Annotated in this window: 13 protein-coding genes; 7 read left to right on the plus strand and 6 right to left on the minus strand. The window is 48.3% G+C overall.

From position 1 onward, the window contains the following. Positions 1-164 precede the first annotated feature (164 nt). From KQJ23_RS11460 to KQJ23_RS11470, 3 genes are all read left to right on the plus strand, one after another. Positions 165-1,232, plus strand: a complete 1,068-nt coding sequence (locus tag KQJ23_RS11460) for a branched-chain amino acid aminotransferase (protein WP_346779387.1) — start codon at positions 165-167, stop codon at positions 1,230-1,232. A 139-nt stretch (positions 1,233-1,371) separates the two neighbouring features. Beyond that, positions 1,372-1,785 carry a MarR family winged helix-turn-helix transcriptional regulator gene (locus tag KQJ23_RS11465; protein ID WP_216479027.1) on the plus strand — a complete coding sequence of 138 codons (414 nt, stop codon included), beginning with the start codon at positions 1,372-1,374 and terminating at the stop codon, positions 1,783-1,785. Positions 1,786-2,026: 241 nt separating this feature from the next. After that, positions 2,027-4,315, plus strand: coding sequence for a preprotein translocase subunit SecA (locus KQJ23_RS11470; protein ID WP_216479028.1), 2,289 nt, complete (start codon positions 2,027-2,029; stop codon positions 4,313-4,315). Between the two features lie 303 nt (positions 4,316-4,618). Here KQJ23_RS11470 and KQJ23_RS11475 read toward each other — a convergent pair whose 3' ends face one another. Continuing rightward, positions 4,619-5,350: an RluA family pseudouridine synthase gene (locus tag KQJ23_RS11475; RefSeq protein WP_216479029.1), complete on the minus strand. Its 732-nt coding sequence runs from the start codon at positions 5,348-5,350 to the stop codon at positions 4,619-4,621. Further along, positions 5,350-6,216 carry a class I SAM-dependent methyltransferase gene (locus KQJ23_RS11480; RefSeq protein WP_216479168.1) on the minus strand — a complete coding sequence of 289 codons (867 nt, stop codon included), beginning with the start codon at positions 6,214-6,216 and terminating at the stop codon, positions 5,350-5,352. The genes KQJ23_RS11475 and KQJ23_RS11480 overlap by 1 nt, the downstream gene beginning before the upstream one ends. A gap of 205 nt (positions 6,217-6,421) precedes the next feature. On the opposite strand from KQJ23_RS11480, the gene KQJ23_RS11485 reads away from it, so the two are divergent. The 3 genes from KQJ23_RS11485 (at position 6,422) to KQJ23_RS11495 (ending at position 9,895) form a co-directional block, all read left to right on the plus strand. Further along, on the plus strand, positions 6,422-8,146 hold the full coding sequence (locus KQJ23_RS11485) for an ABC transporter ATP-binding protein (protein WP_216479030.1): 1,725 nt from the start codon (positions 6,422-6,424) through the stop codon (positions 8,144-8,146). Between the two features lie 14 nt (positions 8,147-8,160). Further along, positions 8,161-8,943 (plus strand): ABC transporter ATP-binding protein, encoded by a 783-nt coding sequence (locus KQJ23_RS11490; RefSeq protein WP_216479031.1) that lies wholly within the window; start codon positions 8,161-8,163, stop codon positions 8,941-8,943. Positions 8,944-9,037: 94 nt separating this feature from the next. Continuing rightward, a complete protein-coding gene (locus tag KQJ23_RS11495) occupies positions 9,038-9,895 on the plus strand; it encodes a prohibitin family protein (RefSeq protein ID WP_216479032.1) in 858 nt (285 codons plus the stop codon). 24 nt (positions 9,896-9,919) lie between these two features. Here the strand turns inward: KQJ23_RS11495 and KQJ23_RS11500 are convergent, their stop codons facing one another. From KQJ23_RS11500 to KQJ23_RS11515, 4 genes are read right to left on the minus strand one after another with little or no spacing between them, the layout of a single operon-like run. Beyond that, the gene (locus tag KQJ23_RS11500; RefSeq protein WP_216479033.1) at positions 9,920-11,023 is read right to left on the minus strand and encodes a GerAB/ArcD/ProY family transporter; all 1,104 of its coding nucleotides are present in this window, start codon (positions 11,021-11,023) and stop codon (positions 9,920-9,922) included. Between the two features lie 41 nt (positions 11,024-11,064). After that, entirely contained in the window at positions 11,065-11,265 is a 201-nt protein-coding gene (locus KQJ23_RS11505; protein ID WP_216479034.1) for a hypothetical protein, read from the minus strand. A 15-nt stretch (positions 11,266-11,280) separates the two neighbouring features. Then, positions 11,281-12,489 (minus strand): Ger(x)C family spore germination protein, encoded by a 1,209-nt coding sequence (locus tag KQJ23_RS11510; protein ID WP_216479035.1) that lies wholly within the window; start codon positions 12,487-12,489, stop codon positions 11,281-11,283. Further along, positions 12,486-14,054 (minus strand): spore germination protein, encoded by a 1,569-nt coding sequence (locus KQJ23_RS11515; protein ID WP_216479036.1) that lies wholly within the window; start codon positions 14,052-14,054, stop codon positions 12,486-12,488. Before KQJ23_RS11515 ends, KQJ23_RS11510 begins: the two co-directional genes overlap by 4 nt. A 158-nt stretch (positions 14,055-14,212) precedes the next feature. On the opposite strand from KQJ23_RS11515, the gene KQJ23_RS11520 reads away from it, so the two are divergent. Continuing rightward, positions 14,213-15,256 (plus strand): HD-GYP domain-containing protein, encoded by a 1,044-nt coding sequence (locus KQJ23_RS11520; protein WP_216479037.1) that lies wholly within the window; start codon positions 14,213-14,215, stop codon positions 15,254-15,256. The last annotated feature ends 27 nt before the right edge of the window (positions 15,257-15,283 follow it).

A 15,283-nucleotide genomic window follows, 5' to 3' on the forward strand; every position in this document is an offset into this window, starting at 1 on the left:
TGAACTAAAGAAGCAACGTTGCCCCCAGCGTGGAATCATCAGTTTAACTGAGATAGTATAGATAATTTCTATGATTATAATCGATACTATGGTATTGATCAATGCAAGCGCTAAGCGTATAGTTAATTCAAATGATACGGCATTTTCAAAAGGAGCGTATTTCAGTGAAAGAGATCAAAGTAGTTCGCAATGAACAGCTAAAGACCAAGCCGGACGGAGATAGCCTCGGTTTCGGTAAATATTTTACAGACCACATGCTGGTTATGGATTATTCTGCTGAACAGGGCTGGCATGAGCCAATGATCGTTCCTTACGGTCCGATTACTCTGGATCCTTCTGCAATGGTGTTTCATTATGGCCAGGAGGTATTCGAAGGGATGAAGGCCTACAAAACAGCGGATGGTCATGTCTGTCTGTTTCGGCCCGATGCCAATATGCATCGTCTGAATCAATCCAGCGAGCGGATCAGCATCCCTGAAGTGGATGAGGAGCTGCTGCTCGAAGGAATCATCGCGCTGGTGCGTGAGGATCAGGACTGGATCCCGGATGGAGCGGAGTCATCCTTGTACATCCGTCCGTTTATTATCGCAACCGAGCCAGGGCTTGGCGTAAGGGCTGCTAGACAATACAAGCTCATGGTGATCATGTCTCCATCCGGCTCTTACTATCCGGAGGGGATTCATCCGGTTTCGATCTTTGTAGAAAATCAATATGTGCGGGCAGTACGCGGGGGGACGGGCACGGCCAAGACGGCCGGGAACTATGCCTCCGGAATCAAGGCCCAGGAGATTGCTCAGAAGCAAGGTTATTCTCAGGTGCTTTGGCTCGATGGCGTAGAAAAGAAATATATCGAAGAAGTCGGAAGCATGAATGTATTCTTTAAAATTTCCGGCGAAATCGTGACACCTGAGCTCTCTGGGAGTATTCTTGCCGGAATCACCAGAGATTCAGTAATTCGCTTGCTGCAGTCCTGGGGGCACCAGGTTACTGAACGCAAGATTTCGGTTGAGGAACTGTTTGAAGCCTCCAGGGCGGGAACGCTTGAGGAAGCCTTCGGCACAGGAACGGCTGCTGTTATCTCGCCGATCGGCAAGATGAAATGGGACACCGAAGAAATTACAATTAGCGGCGGACATACCGGCGAAATCTCCAAGAAGTTGTATGATACGATTACAGGAATCCAGAAAGGGGTTCTGGAGGATCCATTCGGCTGGAGAAAAGTGATCCTTTAAGCATGAGTTCCAAAAGTCAATTTATAAGCACCTTGAATCCATTGGGGTCAAGCAGGAGTTTACCTCTCAAACGTCGAAGAATGCATGACAGTACAAATAAAGAGGATCATTCGGATTCGTTCTTGAGGGGTGACAGAATGTGCATACGGCTGAATTCGGCAAGCTTCTTGGGATAATTACCAAGGATTATCAGACGCATATGGAGGGGCAACTGGCTCCAACTTTGACGATGAGCCAGCTTGCGGTATTGGAACATCTGGAACGGGAAGGGAGCCTGAAGCCTTCTGAATTAATTCCGTTCCTGTCAATCACCCCAGCCGCGGTGACAATGCTGCTTGACCGCATGGAGCGCGGCGGACTCATCCATCGAGAACGGGATGAGGAAGACCGGCGTATCGTGTGGGTCTCGATTACGGATAAAGGTAAGCAAGAAGTCCTGCGAGGCGTTCAGCTAAGAGACAGCTATCTGGAGGGTGTGCTCGATCGGCTTTCGACCCATAACCAGCAGCTTCTAGTTTATCTGCTGGGCAAGATTTCAGGGGCGAAAGCATAGGAATAAGGGTTGATCAATAGATCGAGGTCTTATACCTCTAATCAGAGAAGTTAAAAAGACTAAGCTGCGCCAACGCGTACCGGTATTCCGCCGGTGCGCGTTGTTTTTATTTACTCTGAAATCAAGTTTCTTCACGATAGCCTGACAGATGGACGAAGATGGAATATAATGATAAAAACTTCTTACACTGATATGTCATGGAATATGCCTAGAGAAACAAGGAGCAGGGGGAATAAATGCGATGAATCTAGCCGTCAAGATGATCCGGGAATTCAAAGATCGCGATAATCTGCAAAAGCTGAAGAGCTGCCGGGAGAAAGTGGAGCTCATCAGGAAACGGAACTTGGGAGCATGGAACGAAAAGCAGCTGCAAGCGGAATCGCTCCGGCTGAAAAAGGAGGCACAGACGGGCAGGCCTTTGGACGAGCTGCTTATCGATGCCTATGCGCTGGTCTGCGAGGCCGCGAAGAGAACGATCGGATTACAACCCTATGATGTCCAGATCATGGCTGCCATTGCTTTGCACGAACGCTTTTTGATCGAGCAGCATACCGGAGAAGGAAAGACGCTCTCTGCGGTTATGCCAGCTTATCTAAATGCGTTGACTGGAGAAGGCGTACATGTGCTGACTTTTAACGATTATTTGGCGAAGCGGGATGCAGAGTGGATGGGGCCGATCTATCGCTTCCTAGGATTAACGGTTCAAGCGATTCAAGCGGGTATGAACTTGTCCGAAAAACGGGAGGTCTATGCTGCTGATGTAACCTATGTGACAGCTAAAGAAGCGGGATTCGATTATTTGCGCGACACGATTGCTCTAGACTCATCCGATATGGTGCATCGTCCTTTTCACTACGTCATCGTCGATGAAGCGGATTCCCTGCTCCTCGATGAAGCAAGGGTGCCGTTGGTCATTGCCGGTGATTCGGAATTTTCCAACAATGATGATTTTTCTTATGCAGAGGTGGCTCGACAGCTACAGCAAGATGAGCATTATGAGTTCGACGAATTTCAGCGAAATGTTTATTTGATTGAAGCAGGAGCTGCAAAAGCGGAGTCATTACTGGGATGTGACAATTTGTATGATCCCCATAACGCTCATTTGTTAACGTCATTAAATTGCGCATTGCATGTAGAAACATTAATGAAGAAAGACATTGACTACATTGTTCGGGACGACAAAATCGAGTTGGTTGAAGAATATACCGGACGTGTGGCGGAGAACAGATATTTACCGGATGGGCTCCAGGCCGCACTTGCGGCCAAGGAAGGAGTGCATTGGGAGTCTGGCGGGAAAATTCTAGGAACAATCACCATTCAACATTTCATCAGCCTGTATCCGAAAATCTGCGGAATGACGGCTACCGCACTCGCTTCTGCAATGGATTTCAAGCACATTTATGCGCTGCAGGTGCTGCCAGTCCCTTCAAATCTGCCCAATAGACGGATTGATTACCCGCACCGGATATATACGCACAAAGAAGCTAAGCTCAAGGCGCTTGTGCAGGAAATCTCTTCTGTCCATGCGACGGGGCGTCCTATTCTCATTGGTACGTCAAGCGTCGAGGAGTCGGATAAACTGGCGGCAGCGCTGGCGGTTGCCCATGTACCTTGTCATGTTCTGAATGCTAAGAATGATGCTGAAGAAGCTGAAATCATCGCAAAAGCAGGGGAGATCGGCGCGGTAACGGTATCTACAAATATGGCGGGCCGCGGCGTTGACATCACGCTTGGAGGAGGTAACGATGAGCAGGCTGAGGTTGTTGCCCAGCTAGGCGGTTTGTATGTGATTGGCACCTATGTGAACGAAAGCGTGCGAATTGACAATCAGCTCCGCGGGCGTTCAGGCCGTCAGGGTGACCCGGGCTCCTCCATATTTTTTGTCAGCCTGGAAGACGAGCTGTTGCTGCGATTCGGTATGGATACCATGCTGTATATTCCTAAACAAGAAGAGGCTATCGAAGATCCGGTGCTTGTGAGGAAGATCGCCCATATTCAGCGTGTCGTCATGGGTCAAAACTTCGATATCCACCAGGAGCTGAACAGCTATTCCGATATGGTAGAGGATCAGCGGCGAATACTATATAAGGAGCGGCTCCGCATTTTGAAAGGCGAAAAGCCGATGACTCCTTCGGAGCAGCGGGTGCGGCTTTTTTATATCGACAAGTATTGGGCTGACCATTTGGCTTATGTTTCATATCTTCGCGAGGGTATTCACCTGGAGAGTCTGACCAGCCGCAGTCCTATCGACGAGTTTCACATGCAGATCACACAAGCCTATGAGCAAATTCCAGCTCAAATTGATGTTGAGACGATGAATATGCTTAGAAGACTCGGAGGTTCGAATGATCCTGCGGAATGGGAGAAGCTTGGCTTAAAGAGCCCGACCTCAACCCGGACTTATATTATCAATGATCAATATATTCAGAATAAACGCAGCTCTTGGACGGCAACAACGGTACTTGCATATTGGTCTCGTCCCTTCCTGAGATGGGCATTGTGGCCGGTACACAAGCTGTCGAAATTTTAACAGAGCACGGGGCTGTTCGATGCCGACTAATGATTATGCGTGCGGGGGCAAACGTGTGAAGGATGCTTGCGGTCGCTGTTTGCGGCTTTCTTTTATTGGACTAAGTTCTGGAAGAGAAATCCACTCACACTTATATACGAAAAGTCGTACAAAAAACATCTGCTCGCGGCCACTTCCTACAAACACAAAAAAGCCGGATGGAAAATATCACCTTTTCCTTCTGGCTTTTGTGTTCAGGGACTTTTGGGACAGCCCCGTTGCCCCGCCTTACTAGTCCTCTGATATCAATTTGTTAAGTAATCTTTATTCGTTGTCTCCGGCTACGCTATCCTCAGCCGCTTGCTTGCAGATCCTTTCATCCCAAAGCGACCATGGGAAGACTCTGGGCGGGAGAGAGATCAGGTCAACCGGCGTTTTGCTGACCGGATGGGGGAAGCCGACATATACGGACCAGAGCGCTAACTGTTCCCCGGGAGTATTCAACTCTGCTCCATACTTCTGATCTCCATACAAAGGGCAGCCTATTCCGCTTAACTGAACGCGGATTTGATGAGATCGGCCTGTAAGCAATTTGACACGAACCAGGCTAAGGTTCTGTTCCGCAGCGTATCCGACAACCTTAAAATCAAGAATGGCTTCCTTGCCCCCCATTGTTCCAGTCGGAACGATGCTCACGGTATTGGTCCGTTCATCCTTCAGCAGCGTATCCTTCAGTCTTCCCTCGATGTGAGCCGGCTTGCCGCGCACGACGGCCAAATAGGTTTTCTCCAGCTTGCGGATTCTAACGGCATCCGATAATCTTGAGGCGGCCTTGGAGGTTTTGGCAAAGATCATGGCTCCTCCAACCGGGCGGTCAAGCCGGTGCACAAGCCCGAGATAAACATTGCCCGGCTTGGCATATCTCTGGCGGAGATCCTTCTTGAGCAGATTAAGCAGATCCTCATCGCCGCTTGCATCGGCCTGGGTCGGGATATTAACCGGCTTCACAATCCCAAGTAAGTGGTTATCTTCGAACAGGATGGCGATGTCTTGCATCAGGATTCCTCCCACCGTCCAAGAATGCCGCAAGGCAGATAAAGACCGGAGCGGGTAATAGGAAGGCCTAGTTCACCTGCAGAGATCGTACCGCCGCAGCGCTGCTTGACGGTCATGGACAATATATTATGAAGCACCGTAGGTGAGATGCCTGTGGTATAGGAATTAATCAGGAAGAAAAGCGGATTGTCAGAGAGTATGGACATGCAGGATTCGACGAAGGGATACAAGCTCGTCTCCAGCTTCCACATTTCACCTCCGGGTCCTCTTCCATAGGATGGCGGGTCCATAATGATGGCATCGTATTTATTGCCGCGGCGCTGCTCCCGCTGCACGAATTTGAATACATCATCGGTAATGAAGCGGACAGGGCGATCTGCAAGACCTGAGAGGGCGAGATTTTCCTTGGCCCATTGCACCATGCCCTTCGCAGCATCGACGTGTACAACGGATGCACCGGCGGATGCGGCTGCTACGGTCGCGCCTCCTGTGTAAGCGAACAGGTTAAGAACTTGAATCGGACGGCCTGCGGATGCTATCTTGTCCATCATCCAGCGCCAGTTCGCTGCCTGCTCCGGGAACAATCCGGTATGTTTGAAATTGGTCGGTTTAATGTGGAATTTAAGCCGGTCGTAAGAGATGCTCCAGCGATCCGGAAGGGATTTTTTCATTTCCCATTGTCCGCCGCCTGAAGAGCTGCGGTGATAATGGCCATGCACGTCACGCCACTTGGCATTCTCATCCTGGATGGGCCAGATAATCTGCGGATCTGGCCTGCGAAGCACTACATCCCCCCAGCGCTCCAGCTTTTCTCCATTGCCGGTATCGATAACCTCGTAATCTTTCCAGTCGTTTGCTACATACATTCGTGTCTTCCATCCTTCCATGCGTAAACGGGTTTCCGTGTCTCAAGCGGCTTCCGGGAAAAGAAACCGATTCGCTTGTTATTGTACCTTATTTCGCTATGACCATGCCAACAATATTGATTAATTCAATTTTGGTCTTTGAAAAATGTTATAATTGTGTTACTGTGTTCAGCATTAGATAAATAGATAGATAGGAGAGAAGAGGATGTTACGCCGTTTTTTTTCATATTATAAGCCTTACAAAAATCTGTTTATTCTGGATTTCGGCTGTGCGGTCATTGCCGGTCTCCTGGAGCTGGGATTTCCGATCGCGGTTAATCAATTCGTAGACAAGCTTCTCCCGGGGAAGGATTGGAATCTGATCATTCTTGCAAGCGCCGCATTGCTGGGTGTTTACGTCTTGAATACAGTATTGAATTACATCGTTACTTACTGGGGGCATATGCTGGGTGTCAATATCGAGACCCGGATGCGCAGAAAGATGTTCGGTCATCTTCAGAAGCTGTCCTTTCGCTTTTATGACAATAATAAAACAGGCCACTTGATGTCCAGAATCTCGAATGATCTGGATAATATCGGCGAGGTTGCCCACCATGGACCGGAGGACGTCTTTATTGCGTTCATGACGCTGATCGGCTCTTTCCTGTTGATGCTGTCCATTCACTGGAAGCTGGCTGTGTTGACCTTCCTTGTTGTTCCTGTACTTGTATGGGTGGCGCTTCATTATAATGGAAAGATGACGAAGACCTACCGGGGATTATTTGGGGCCCTGGCTGATTTCAATGCAAGAGTTGAGGAGAACATCGGCGGAATCCGCGTCGTTCAGGCCTTCGCGAACGAAGAGCACGAGAAGAAGCAATTCGCTGAGAATAACGGAAAATACCGTACTACCAAGCTTCAAGCCTATAAGATTATGGCGGGCAGTATGTCGATTAACTATATGATGATGCGTCTGGTATCCCTGTTTGTTATGGTATGCGGGACCTGGTTCGTCATTCGCGGTGAGCTGTCCTACGGCGAGTTCATCGGATTCTTGCTGCTTGCTAACGTATTCACGCGTCCGATAGAGAAGATTAATGCTATTATCGAGAGCTATCCGAAGGGCATAGCCGGCTTTAAGCGTTATCTTGAGATTATGGATACGGCTCCTGATGTAACGGACCAAGCGGATGCAGTCGATGCGGGCTGGCTGAAGGGGGATATCGTATTCGATCGCGTGAGTTTCGGATATGACGGCGAGGCGAAGGTGCTAAATGATATTTCGCTAAAGATTCAGGCCGGTGAGACCGTTGCCTTTGTCGGACCTTCCGGAGCCGGGAAGACGACGCTGTGCAGCTTGCTTCCGAGATTTTATGAACCTAATGACGGATCGATCTCCATTGACGGAACCGATATCCGGAAGATGACGTTGTCCTCACTTCGCCGTAATATCGGAATCGTGCAGCAGGATGTGTATTTATTCTCGGGTTCCATCCGGGAAAATATTTCTTACGGCAAGCTTGATGCTAACGAACAGGAAATTTGGGAGGCCGCACGCCGGGCGAAGCTGGAGGAATTCATTCTGGCTCAGCCGGAAGGAATGGATACGGTTATCGGGGAGCGGGGTGTCAAGCTGTCCGGCGGGCAAAAGCAGCGCCTGGCTATTGCACGAATGTTCCTCAAGAATCCGCCGATCCTGATTCTGGACGAAGCGACCTCAGCATTGGATACCGAGACAGAACTGGCGATTCAGAAGTCGCTGGCTGAGCTGTCCGAAGGCCGCACAACGCTTGTGATCGCTCACCGTCTTGCAACGATCAAGAATGCAGACCGAATTGTGGTCGTATCTGAGGAAGGAATTTCGGAGCAGGGAAGACATGAAGACCTGGTAGGAGCTGGCGGCCATTACAGCCGACTGCATCAGGCTCAATTCGGCGTATTGAATTCCTAAGGAGGCAGATGGAGATGAGCAATTATGTGGAGCTGGAGCAGGTGAGCTGGAGACGGGAAGGCAAAGAAGTCTTAAGCGATATGAACTGGAAGGCGAAGAATGGGGAGCATTGGGCGATCTTTGGATTGAACGGGTCCGGAAAGACCACGTTGCTGAATCTGATCTGCGGGTATATCTGGCCGTCAACCGGACAAATTCGAGTGTTGGGTGAAAAATACGGAGAGATCGATCTTCGCGAGTTGCGCAAATCCATTGGCTGGGTTAGCTCCTCCCTTCAAGCAAGAATTCATGGGGGAGAGACGGCTCAGCGGCTGGTCGTCAGCGGCAAGTTTGCGTCGATTGGCATTTATGAGCAGCCTGAGCCAGAGGATTTCGACCGAGCCAGACAATTAATGGATCAATTACGATGCGGGCATTTATGGGACAGAACGTATCAGACCTGTTCCCAAGGAGAACAACAAAAGCTGCTGATTGCCCGGGCCTTAATGGCTAACCCGAAGCTGTTAATTCTGGATGAAGCCGCTAACGGGCTTGATTTTATCTCCAGAGAAGGGCTGCTGGACAGCATTGCCGAGCTTGGCGCCCTGCCGGATTCGCCTCATATGATGTATGTAACGCACCATACGGAAGAGATCCTGCCTCTTTTCTCCAAGACATTACTGCTCCGTCGGGGCCAGATCTTCAAGCAGGGAAATACGAGAGATATGTTAAATAGCGAGGTGTTATCCTCGTTCTTTGAGCTTCCGGTTCATGTAGAATGGAATCAAGACCGCGCTTGGCTGTCCCGGCAAATGTAATCAGAATTTTTTGCGACCAATACTTGCTTTCTCCGTATTAATGATATGACCGCCAGACATGGCCTAACTAACAGAACGATATGGGGGAGAGCAGATGGAGACAGTAAACCAAACGCCGAAGAAAGTGCGGAATATGAGGGGATTAACGACTACGGCAGTGCTGGTAGTGTTGTTGTTGATTGTAGGTGCGAGCAGTGTGGCCCAAGTGGAATACGGGCATGTAGGATTGTATAAAACATTCGGTAAGCTGCACAGCAGTGTGTTGGCACCGGGCCTTCATTTAAAGATTCCATTTGTTCAAAATGTTATTCAAGTTAATACCCAGGTGACGAAATCGGAAACGGATGCAACGGCGTCCTCCAAGGATCTGCAGCCCGTATCCACCCACGTTGCGGTAAACTTCTCCGTGAACAAGGAATCGGCTTTCGAATTGATGAACAATGTGGGCAGCAATTATGACGCGATCATTATTAATCCTGCGATTCAAGAGATCGTGAAGGAAGTGACGGCCCGCTATCAGGCGGAGGATTTGATCGCCAAACGTGATCTTGTAGCCGGTGAGATCAGTGAGCATTTGACCAATCGTCTGGCCAAATACGACTTGATCGTGAACGAAGTGAATATCGTGAATTTCAAATTCTCTGATGCCTTTAATCAGTCGATCGAGGCCAAGCAGGTTGCTCAGCAACAGGCATTGAAGGCCAGCAACGATCTGAAGCGGATCGAGATCGAAGCCCAACAGACGATTGCTCAAGCAGAAGCGGAAGCGGCTGCGCTCAAGTTGAAGAAGCAAGAGGTTACCCCCGAGCTGGTACAGCTGAAGCAAATCGAAGTTCAGGAAAAGGCCTTGGAGAAATGGGATGGACGTCTCCCGTCCGTTACCGGAGGGGCTACTCCATTTATTGATCTCCAATCGGTTACAGGCAGCATATCCACTCAATCTACACCTTAAACTATTAAGTAAGCCCGCCGGCGTTTAGCCGGCGGGCTTTGCTTTGCGCATATGGGTTCGGATCAGCAGCATAATCCAGTAGAGCCAAGGGATCAGAAATTCGGCAATCAGCAAGATGAATATGAATTCATATTCAAGGAAACCAACCAACTCAGGCTGGGTTTGGATAACCACGAGCGAGTAGACCCCGATGAAGGCAGATACAGGCAGGGCGTAGGATCTGTATTCCTTTACACCCGTAATATGACTCAAACACAATACGCATAAGAACAGGTTGAAGGATATTTTCACAAATACGCTTGTTAGAAACAGAATGATTAGAATGGGATCAAAGGTCTCGATGAACGAGCCTACCCGGACAAACCGAACCAGGTCCATTGCAGGATACATTAAATTTGCGGTGAGCTCGGGCCCAAAGGTTAAGAGCACGGAAATAACGTGGGCCAATAAGATTACAGTAGCAGTACATGTGGTAAATATAAAGGTGCGGAACGTCTTTTTCGGTTTTTTCAAGTAAGGAAACAGCAGGAACAGAAAGCCTAATTGACCAAACGTCAAGATAATCTTGAGCATTCCATAGCCGAATGCCTTTGGTTGAAGATGCGTTGCAAGGGCAACGAACATATCCATCTCAATCTCTTGGAAGGCAAAGAAGGGAATGATCAGAAAGATCAACGCATTGACCAGGAATATGCCTTGAGCGACGAGGAAAATCGTCTCGATCCCGCAATACACCACATATGCAACGCAGATCATAAAGATAGTTACAATCGCCCAACCGGGCGTCCCGATCAAGTATTCAGACAATAGAAAATCAGAAAGCTGTCTTAAATCAATGGTCGTAATAATCAAATTGATAAGCAGATAATAAATCATAAAGCTGTAGTGAGGAATTCTCCCCACCAACTCATGACCATAATTCCCCAGGAACTCACCAGGTCTGGACATGCCTACTTTATAAGCCGGATAAACCATCATGCAGCCTACAATCGCTCCTGCTATTGTGGCAGCCGGAGTTGAGAAGGCACTGCCTTCGACCAGAAGACCAAGCATGAACGCAATAATCGTCGTGAAGCTATATAAATTGAACAGGGAGAAGACGGACATATTTGTGACCTTCGTATTCATGATCCAAACCTCCAATCTTGTAGCGTATACAAAAATTCAGATTACAGCATTTTCGAAGCTTTTCTAAGCAACATGGGAAGGGTCCATTGATCCTGAAAGAAGAAGAGCAGTTCTGCTAACAGAAACAATCCGACGGATACGACAATAATGATCATTTTGTCCTTGCGCTTAAAATCATCCTTATGCTGTAACCGCCAATTGGTCCACATTACAATCAAGAATATAATCAAAACTCCGACCATGATATCTCTCCTTTTTCACAATATCTTTTCGGTTTCCTGTTTAACTGAGCGATAAACGCCGCCTGTTCGATTTAACCGGATGCTGACATCGATCTCGATCGGCAATTCGGTCGCATAATAGGATTTCCACCGATCCTTGATGGAATGCCATGCTTTGGGATATCTCCAATCCAGATACTGACTCATAAGAAAGGAATCGGATTGGGCTTGACGTGTTTTATCAATAACAAGTCTCAATCTTTCTTCCGTGGATTTATCGAGGATTTTTTCGATCTTAAGAATGATCTCAGGATCTTTCAAATCAATCTCTGACATTGAGGACAAGACATGGGCCTTGGCTTTGCTCTTGATCTTGAATGAGATTTGTCCATTCTTGACGATGGGCTTAATGCTGGTGCTTATCCCTTCCGTCGTACAACTGATCTCTCTGCCATCGCTCGGAGAGTTGATTGTTATAATAGATGATTTCATCTGTGAGCTGATCCAGAGAGCTCCCTGCAACTCCTTCCGGTTCATGGTAATTTTAGACATCTTTCCGCCGCTGAAGATCGCGGCACCGCCGGAGCCCATCCACATACTCTTCTTTGGGTCTTCCGTACTGATCTCCGAGGCCTTGCCGAAGACAAGCAGCGGGGTCAGGATATCGCCGCCTTTATATTTGGCAAGCTTAAAATCCTTGACCGTGGTATCCAGGGTAACATGCGTACTCACATAGCGCTTGAGGATATCGGACAGAAATCGTTCGAACACCAATGGGATTTTCATGATTTCTTCAACTTCATTCGTCGTGACATACAAGTTGGCGCTCAAACGGAAGGCAGGCTGCCGGTTGACGAATTCAATAACTTCATCAATGCCATGCTCCGCCATTCTTCTGCCAACAACGATGACTCTAGTCTGTCCAAATGAGATACTTCTGGAGATATCGACCTGAATTAAGCGCAGCGCCTGGGATATGTTTTCCGCTTTTTTTCCAACAAAAGTGAACGGATCGGTTGCTTGGGGGCTGCTTCCGCCTGCTTGTCCGGGCACCATACGATTGGGTAAGGGAACACCGACATAGAGCTGAATTTGACCATCTTCGGTCCGGTCAATCAATACGGATTGAATAAAAGCGCGAGTATTCAATTCCATGGAGGACCAGCATCCACCGACACCTGTAAACAGAAGCAGAATAAGCAGGGCTATAGCCAAGAACCTTCGTTGTTTGTTAAGAAAGCTCATTCTAATTCTCCTTTCTGCTTTGCCCATGCCCGTGCATGGCTCCCTTGTCTAGTAATATTGCGAGTTAATTGCAGTGGCCGTTTATCCATCTTCCACCAAGGAGCTCGAACCAGAGTGTCGTTGAGATCCTTGGTAACGAGTGGAGCTACAGGCGACATGTAAGGTACTCCGAACGACTTCAGATGGACGAGATGAACGAAGACCAGTATCAATCCGCAGGCAATGCCGTACATGCCCAATACAGAGGCAAGCAACATGATCGGAAAGCGCAGGAGTCTGAAGGATAATCCCAGGTCAAAGTGCGGAATGATAAAGGACGCGATGCCTGTCAAGGAAACGATAATGACCATCGCGGCAGACACGATTCCTGCTTCAACAGCAGCTGTCCCGATAATCAATGCACCGATGATCGACACCGCCTGTCCGATCGACTTCGGAATGCGGACGGAGGCTTCGCGGAGCGCTTCGAAAGCGATCTCCATCATGAAGGCTTCCATTAGAGCCGGAAAGGGCACATTTTCCCGAGCCGCCGCGATGGTGATTAAAAGCTTGGATGGGATCATCTCGGGATGAAACGTGGTGACTGCGATATAAAGGGACGGCAGAAGCAGGGACACGACAACAAACATGAAACGAATCCAGCGGATCCAGTTCGCTGCGATATATCGTTGATAATAGTCTTCAGCAGATTGCAGCAGCATAGGGAGCGTTGCAGGAGCAAGCAGTGCCATAGGTGTCCCGTCCACCATGATCGCAATCCTGCCTTCAAGTATGGAGCCGCACACCACATCCGGCCGTTCCGTATATTGCATTTGAGGAAAAGGCGAATAGGGGTTATCCTCGATGATCTCTTCGATGCTGGTTGATCCTTCGATACTGGCTGTATCCATATGAGCCATCCGTCTCTTGACTTCTTTCACTAGTTCTGGCTTGCAGACGCCTTCTACATAGACAATTGCAATCGAAGTATTCGTTATTCTACCAAGAGTTTTGAATTCAATCTTCAATTGCTTACTCTTAATCCGTCTACGCAGAAAGGTTAAATTTTTCTCTAAATCCTCGATAAATGATTCCCTGGGACCCCGAATTACCGATTCATTAGGAGCGTCCTCAATGGACCGCGTGGGATAATCCGAGAGATTGAATGTGAGCATGCGCTCATCACCGTCGATTAACAGCAATACCCCGGATTGAAGCACGGCTTCCATGCCCTGCTTTAAGTCACTAATTACATCATCCTGGGAGGCGGACAAGCCTCTTGCGTCGAACAGAAATTCGAAAATATTGTACTCTTTCAGTTCTGCGGCTTCCCGTTGCAGACTTCGAATGATCGAATTTTGCACGGTCAGTTGATTGATCATATTGCGGATATAAATAATGGCGCAATTATTGCCGGTGCTTATTGTAAACCTGCGGATAATAATATCCGCGCAATTCTCAAATTCATTCTCGAGCCAATGCAGACGGGATTCCAAATCCGTACCATAGTCTTGGTTCTGCTGAGAAGATGAAGAATTGCCGGTTTTTCTTTGTTTAGGCAGTGGTGTTTTCCGTCGGAATGGCATCGCTTTGACTCCTTTCTGATGGTTAGATGAGCAGAGTATTATATAGAATGGCTTTAGATGGAAAAATTATTCTGGTGTCGAAGAGCCTACTTTTGAACTATTCAATAAAGAGGACAAATGAACGATATTTAAGTTAGTTGAATTAAGGAGGGAATATGATGAAGACACATGTGATGGACCTTCGTGAAGGAGACAGGCTCAGATCGGATATTTTTAATCGTGCGGGATTGCATGTCCTCCCGGCCGGCACAAGCATACATAAGGAAGAAATTGCGCTTCTAATCCGCCATAGCATAGAGTACGCAGATATTCTTGAGCGAGAGGAACTGGATTCCTTGACAGGATTGAACCGCGAGCAGTTCTTACAGAGACTCAAGAAAGATTACGACCGTACAGTAAAGGGATTTCAGGCTATCTTTCTGGAGGCGCTAACAACGGGCAAGATTAACCAGAATATGGTGGATGAGCGCCTTAAGCCGATGGTCGAAATGTTTGACCGCAGTAAGGATGTGGTCTCTCTGATGATCATGTTCAGCGAGGAAGATGTAAATATATATAACCACTCTTTGCAAGTGGGTCTTTTGTCCTACTACCTGGCATCGTGGCTCGGTTATAGCAGGGAGGAATGCTTCCAGATTGGCAAAGCCGGATGTCTTCATGATATCGGCAAGAGCAAAGTAGGCCAGGAGCTTCGCAATCAAGCGGAGGAATTGAACCCCGCCCAGAAAGACGAGATGCAGCGGCATACCCGATATGGCTATGAGATTATTAGGGACTCTATGCCGGATATTGCTCCTGCACTAGTCGCGCTTCAACACCATGAAAGGGAGGACGGAACCGGCTACCCGCAAGGGCTGAATGCTGATGATATCCATCCTTATTCCAAAATCGTGGCAGTTGCAAACAGATATGTTGACCTGACGGCTACGGATCGGGTGAACGGAAAACCCGGCCTGCTCACGGTGCTTAAGAAAGTATACGATCTGGGCTTCGGAGAATTGAGTGAGCGGGCGGTTCAGGCACTGACCCGACAATTGCTCCCTCATTTCGTAGGGAAGCAGGCAAGGCTCAGCAATGGAGAGACGGCGCGAATCGTATGGAACAATCCGACCGACTATTTCCGTCCGCTGGTGCAAGTAGATGAACGATTTGTGGATTTATCTGCCGAACGTGACATTGTAGTGGAAGAGATCATGATGTAGGGCGAATCCTTCTCTGTAACAAATGGG

Origin of the sequence: Paenibacillus brevis (assembly GCF_018919145.1) — a bacterium.
GTDB lineage: Bacteria > Bacillota > Bacilli > Paenibacillales > Paenibacillaceae > Fontibacillus > Fontibacillus brevis.

Bases quoted from the DNA above. Each gene is read 5' to 3' on its own strand.
- KQJ23_RS11495 (WP_216479032.1), top strand. From the start codon at position 9,038: ATGGAGACAGTAAACCAAACGCCGAAGAAAGTGCGGAATATGAGGGGA.
- KQJ23_RS11510 (WP_216479035.1), bottom strand. From the start codon at position 12,489: ATGAGCTTTCTTAACAAACAACGAAGGTTCTTGGCTATAGCCCTGCTT.
- KQJ23_RS11515 (WP_216479036.1), bottom strand. From the start codon at position 14,054: ATGCCATTCCGACGGAAAACACCACTGCCTAAACAAAGAAAAACCGGC.
- KQJ23_RS11490 (WP_216479031.1), top strand. From the start codon at position 8,161: ATGAGCAATTATGTGGAGCTGGAGCAGGTGAGCTGGAGACGGGAAGGC.
- KQJ23_RS11505 (WP_216479034.1), bottom strand. From the start codon at position 11,265: ATGGTCGGAGTTTTGATTATATTCTTGATTGTAATGTGGACCAATTGG.
- KQJ23_RS11480 (WP_216479168.1), bottom strand. From the start codon at position 6,216: ATGTATGTAGCAAACGACTGGAAAGATTACGAGGTTATCGATACCGGC.
- KQJ23_RS11500 (WP_216479033.1), bottom strand. From the start codon at position 11,023: ATGAATACGAAGGTCACAAATATGTCCGTCTTCTCCCTGTTCAATTTA.
- KQJ23_RS11470 (WP_216479028.1), top strand. From the start codon at position 2,027: ATGAATCTAGCCGTCAAGATGATCCGGGAATTCAAAGATCGCGATAAT.
- KQJ23_RS11475 (WP_216479029.1), bottom strand. From the start codon at position 5,350: ATGCAAGACATCGCCATCCTGTTCGAAGATAACCACTTACTTGGGATT.
- KQJ23_RS11485 (WP_216479030.1), top strand. From the start codon at position 6,422: ATGTTACGCCGTTTTTTTTCATATTATAAGCCTTACAAAAATCTGTTT.
- KQJ23_RS11520 (WP_216479037.1), top strand. From the start codon at position 14,213: ATGAAGACACATGTGATGGACCTTCGTGAAGGAGACAGGCTCAGATCG.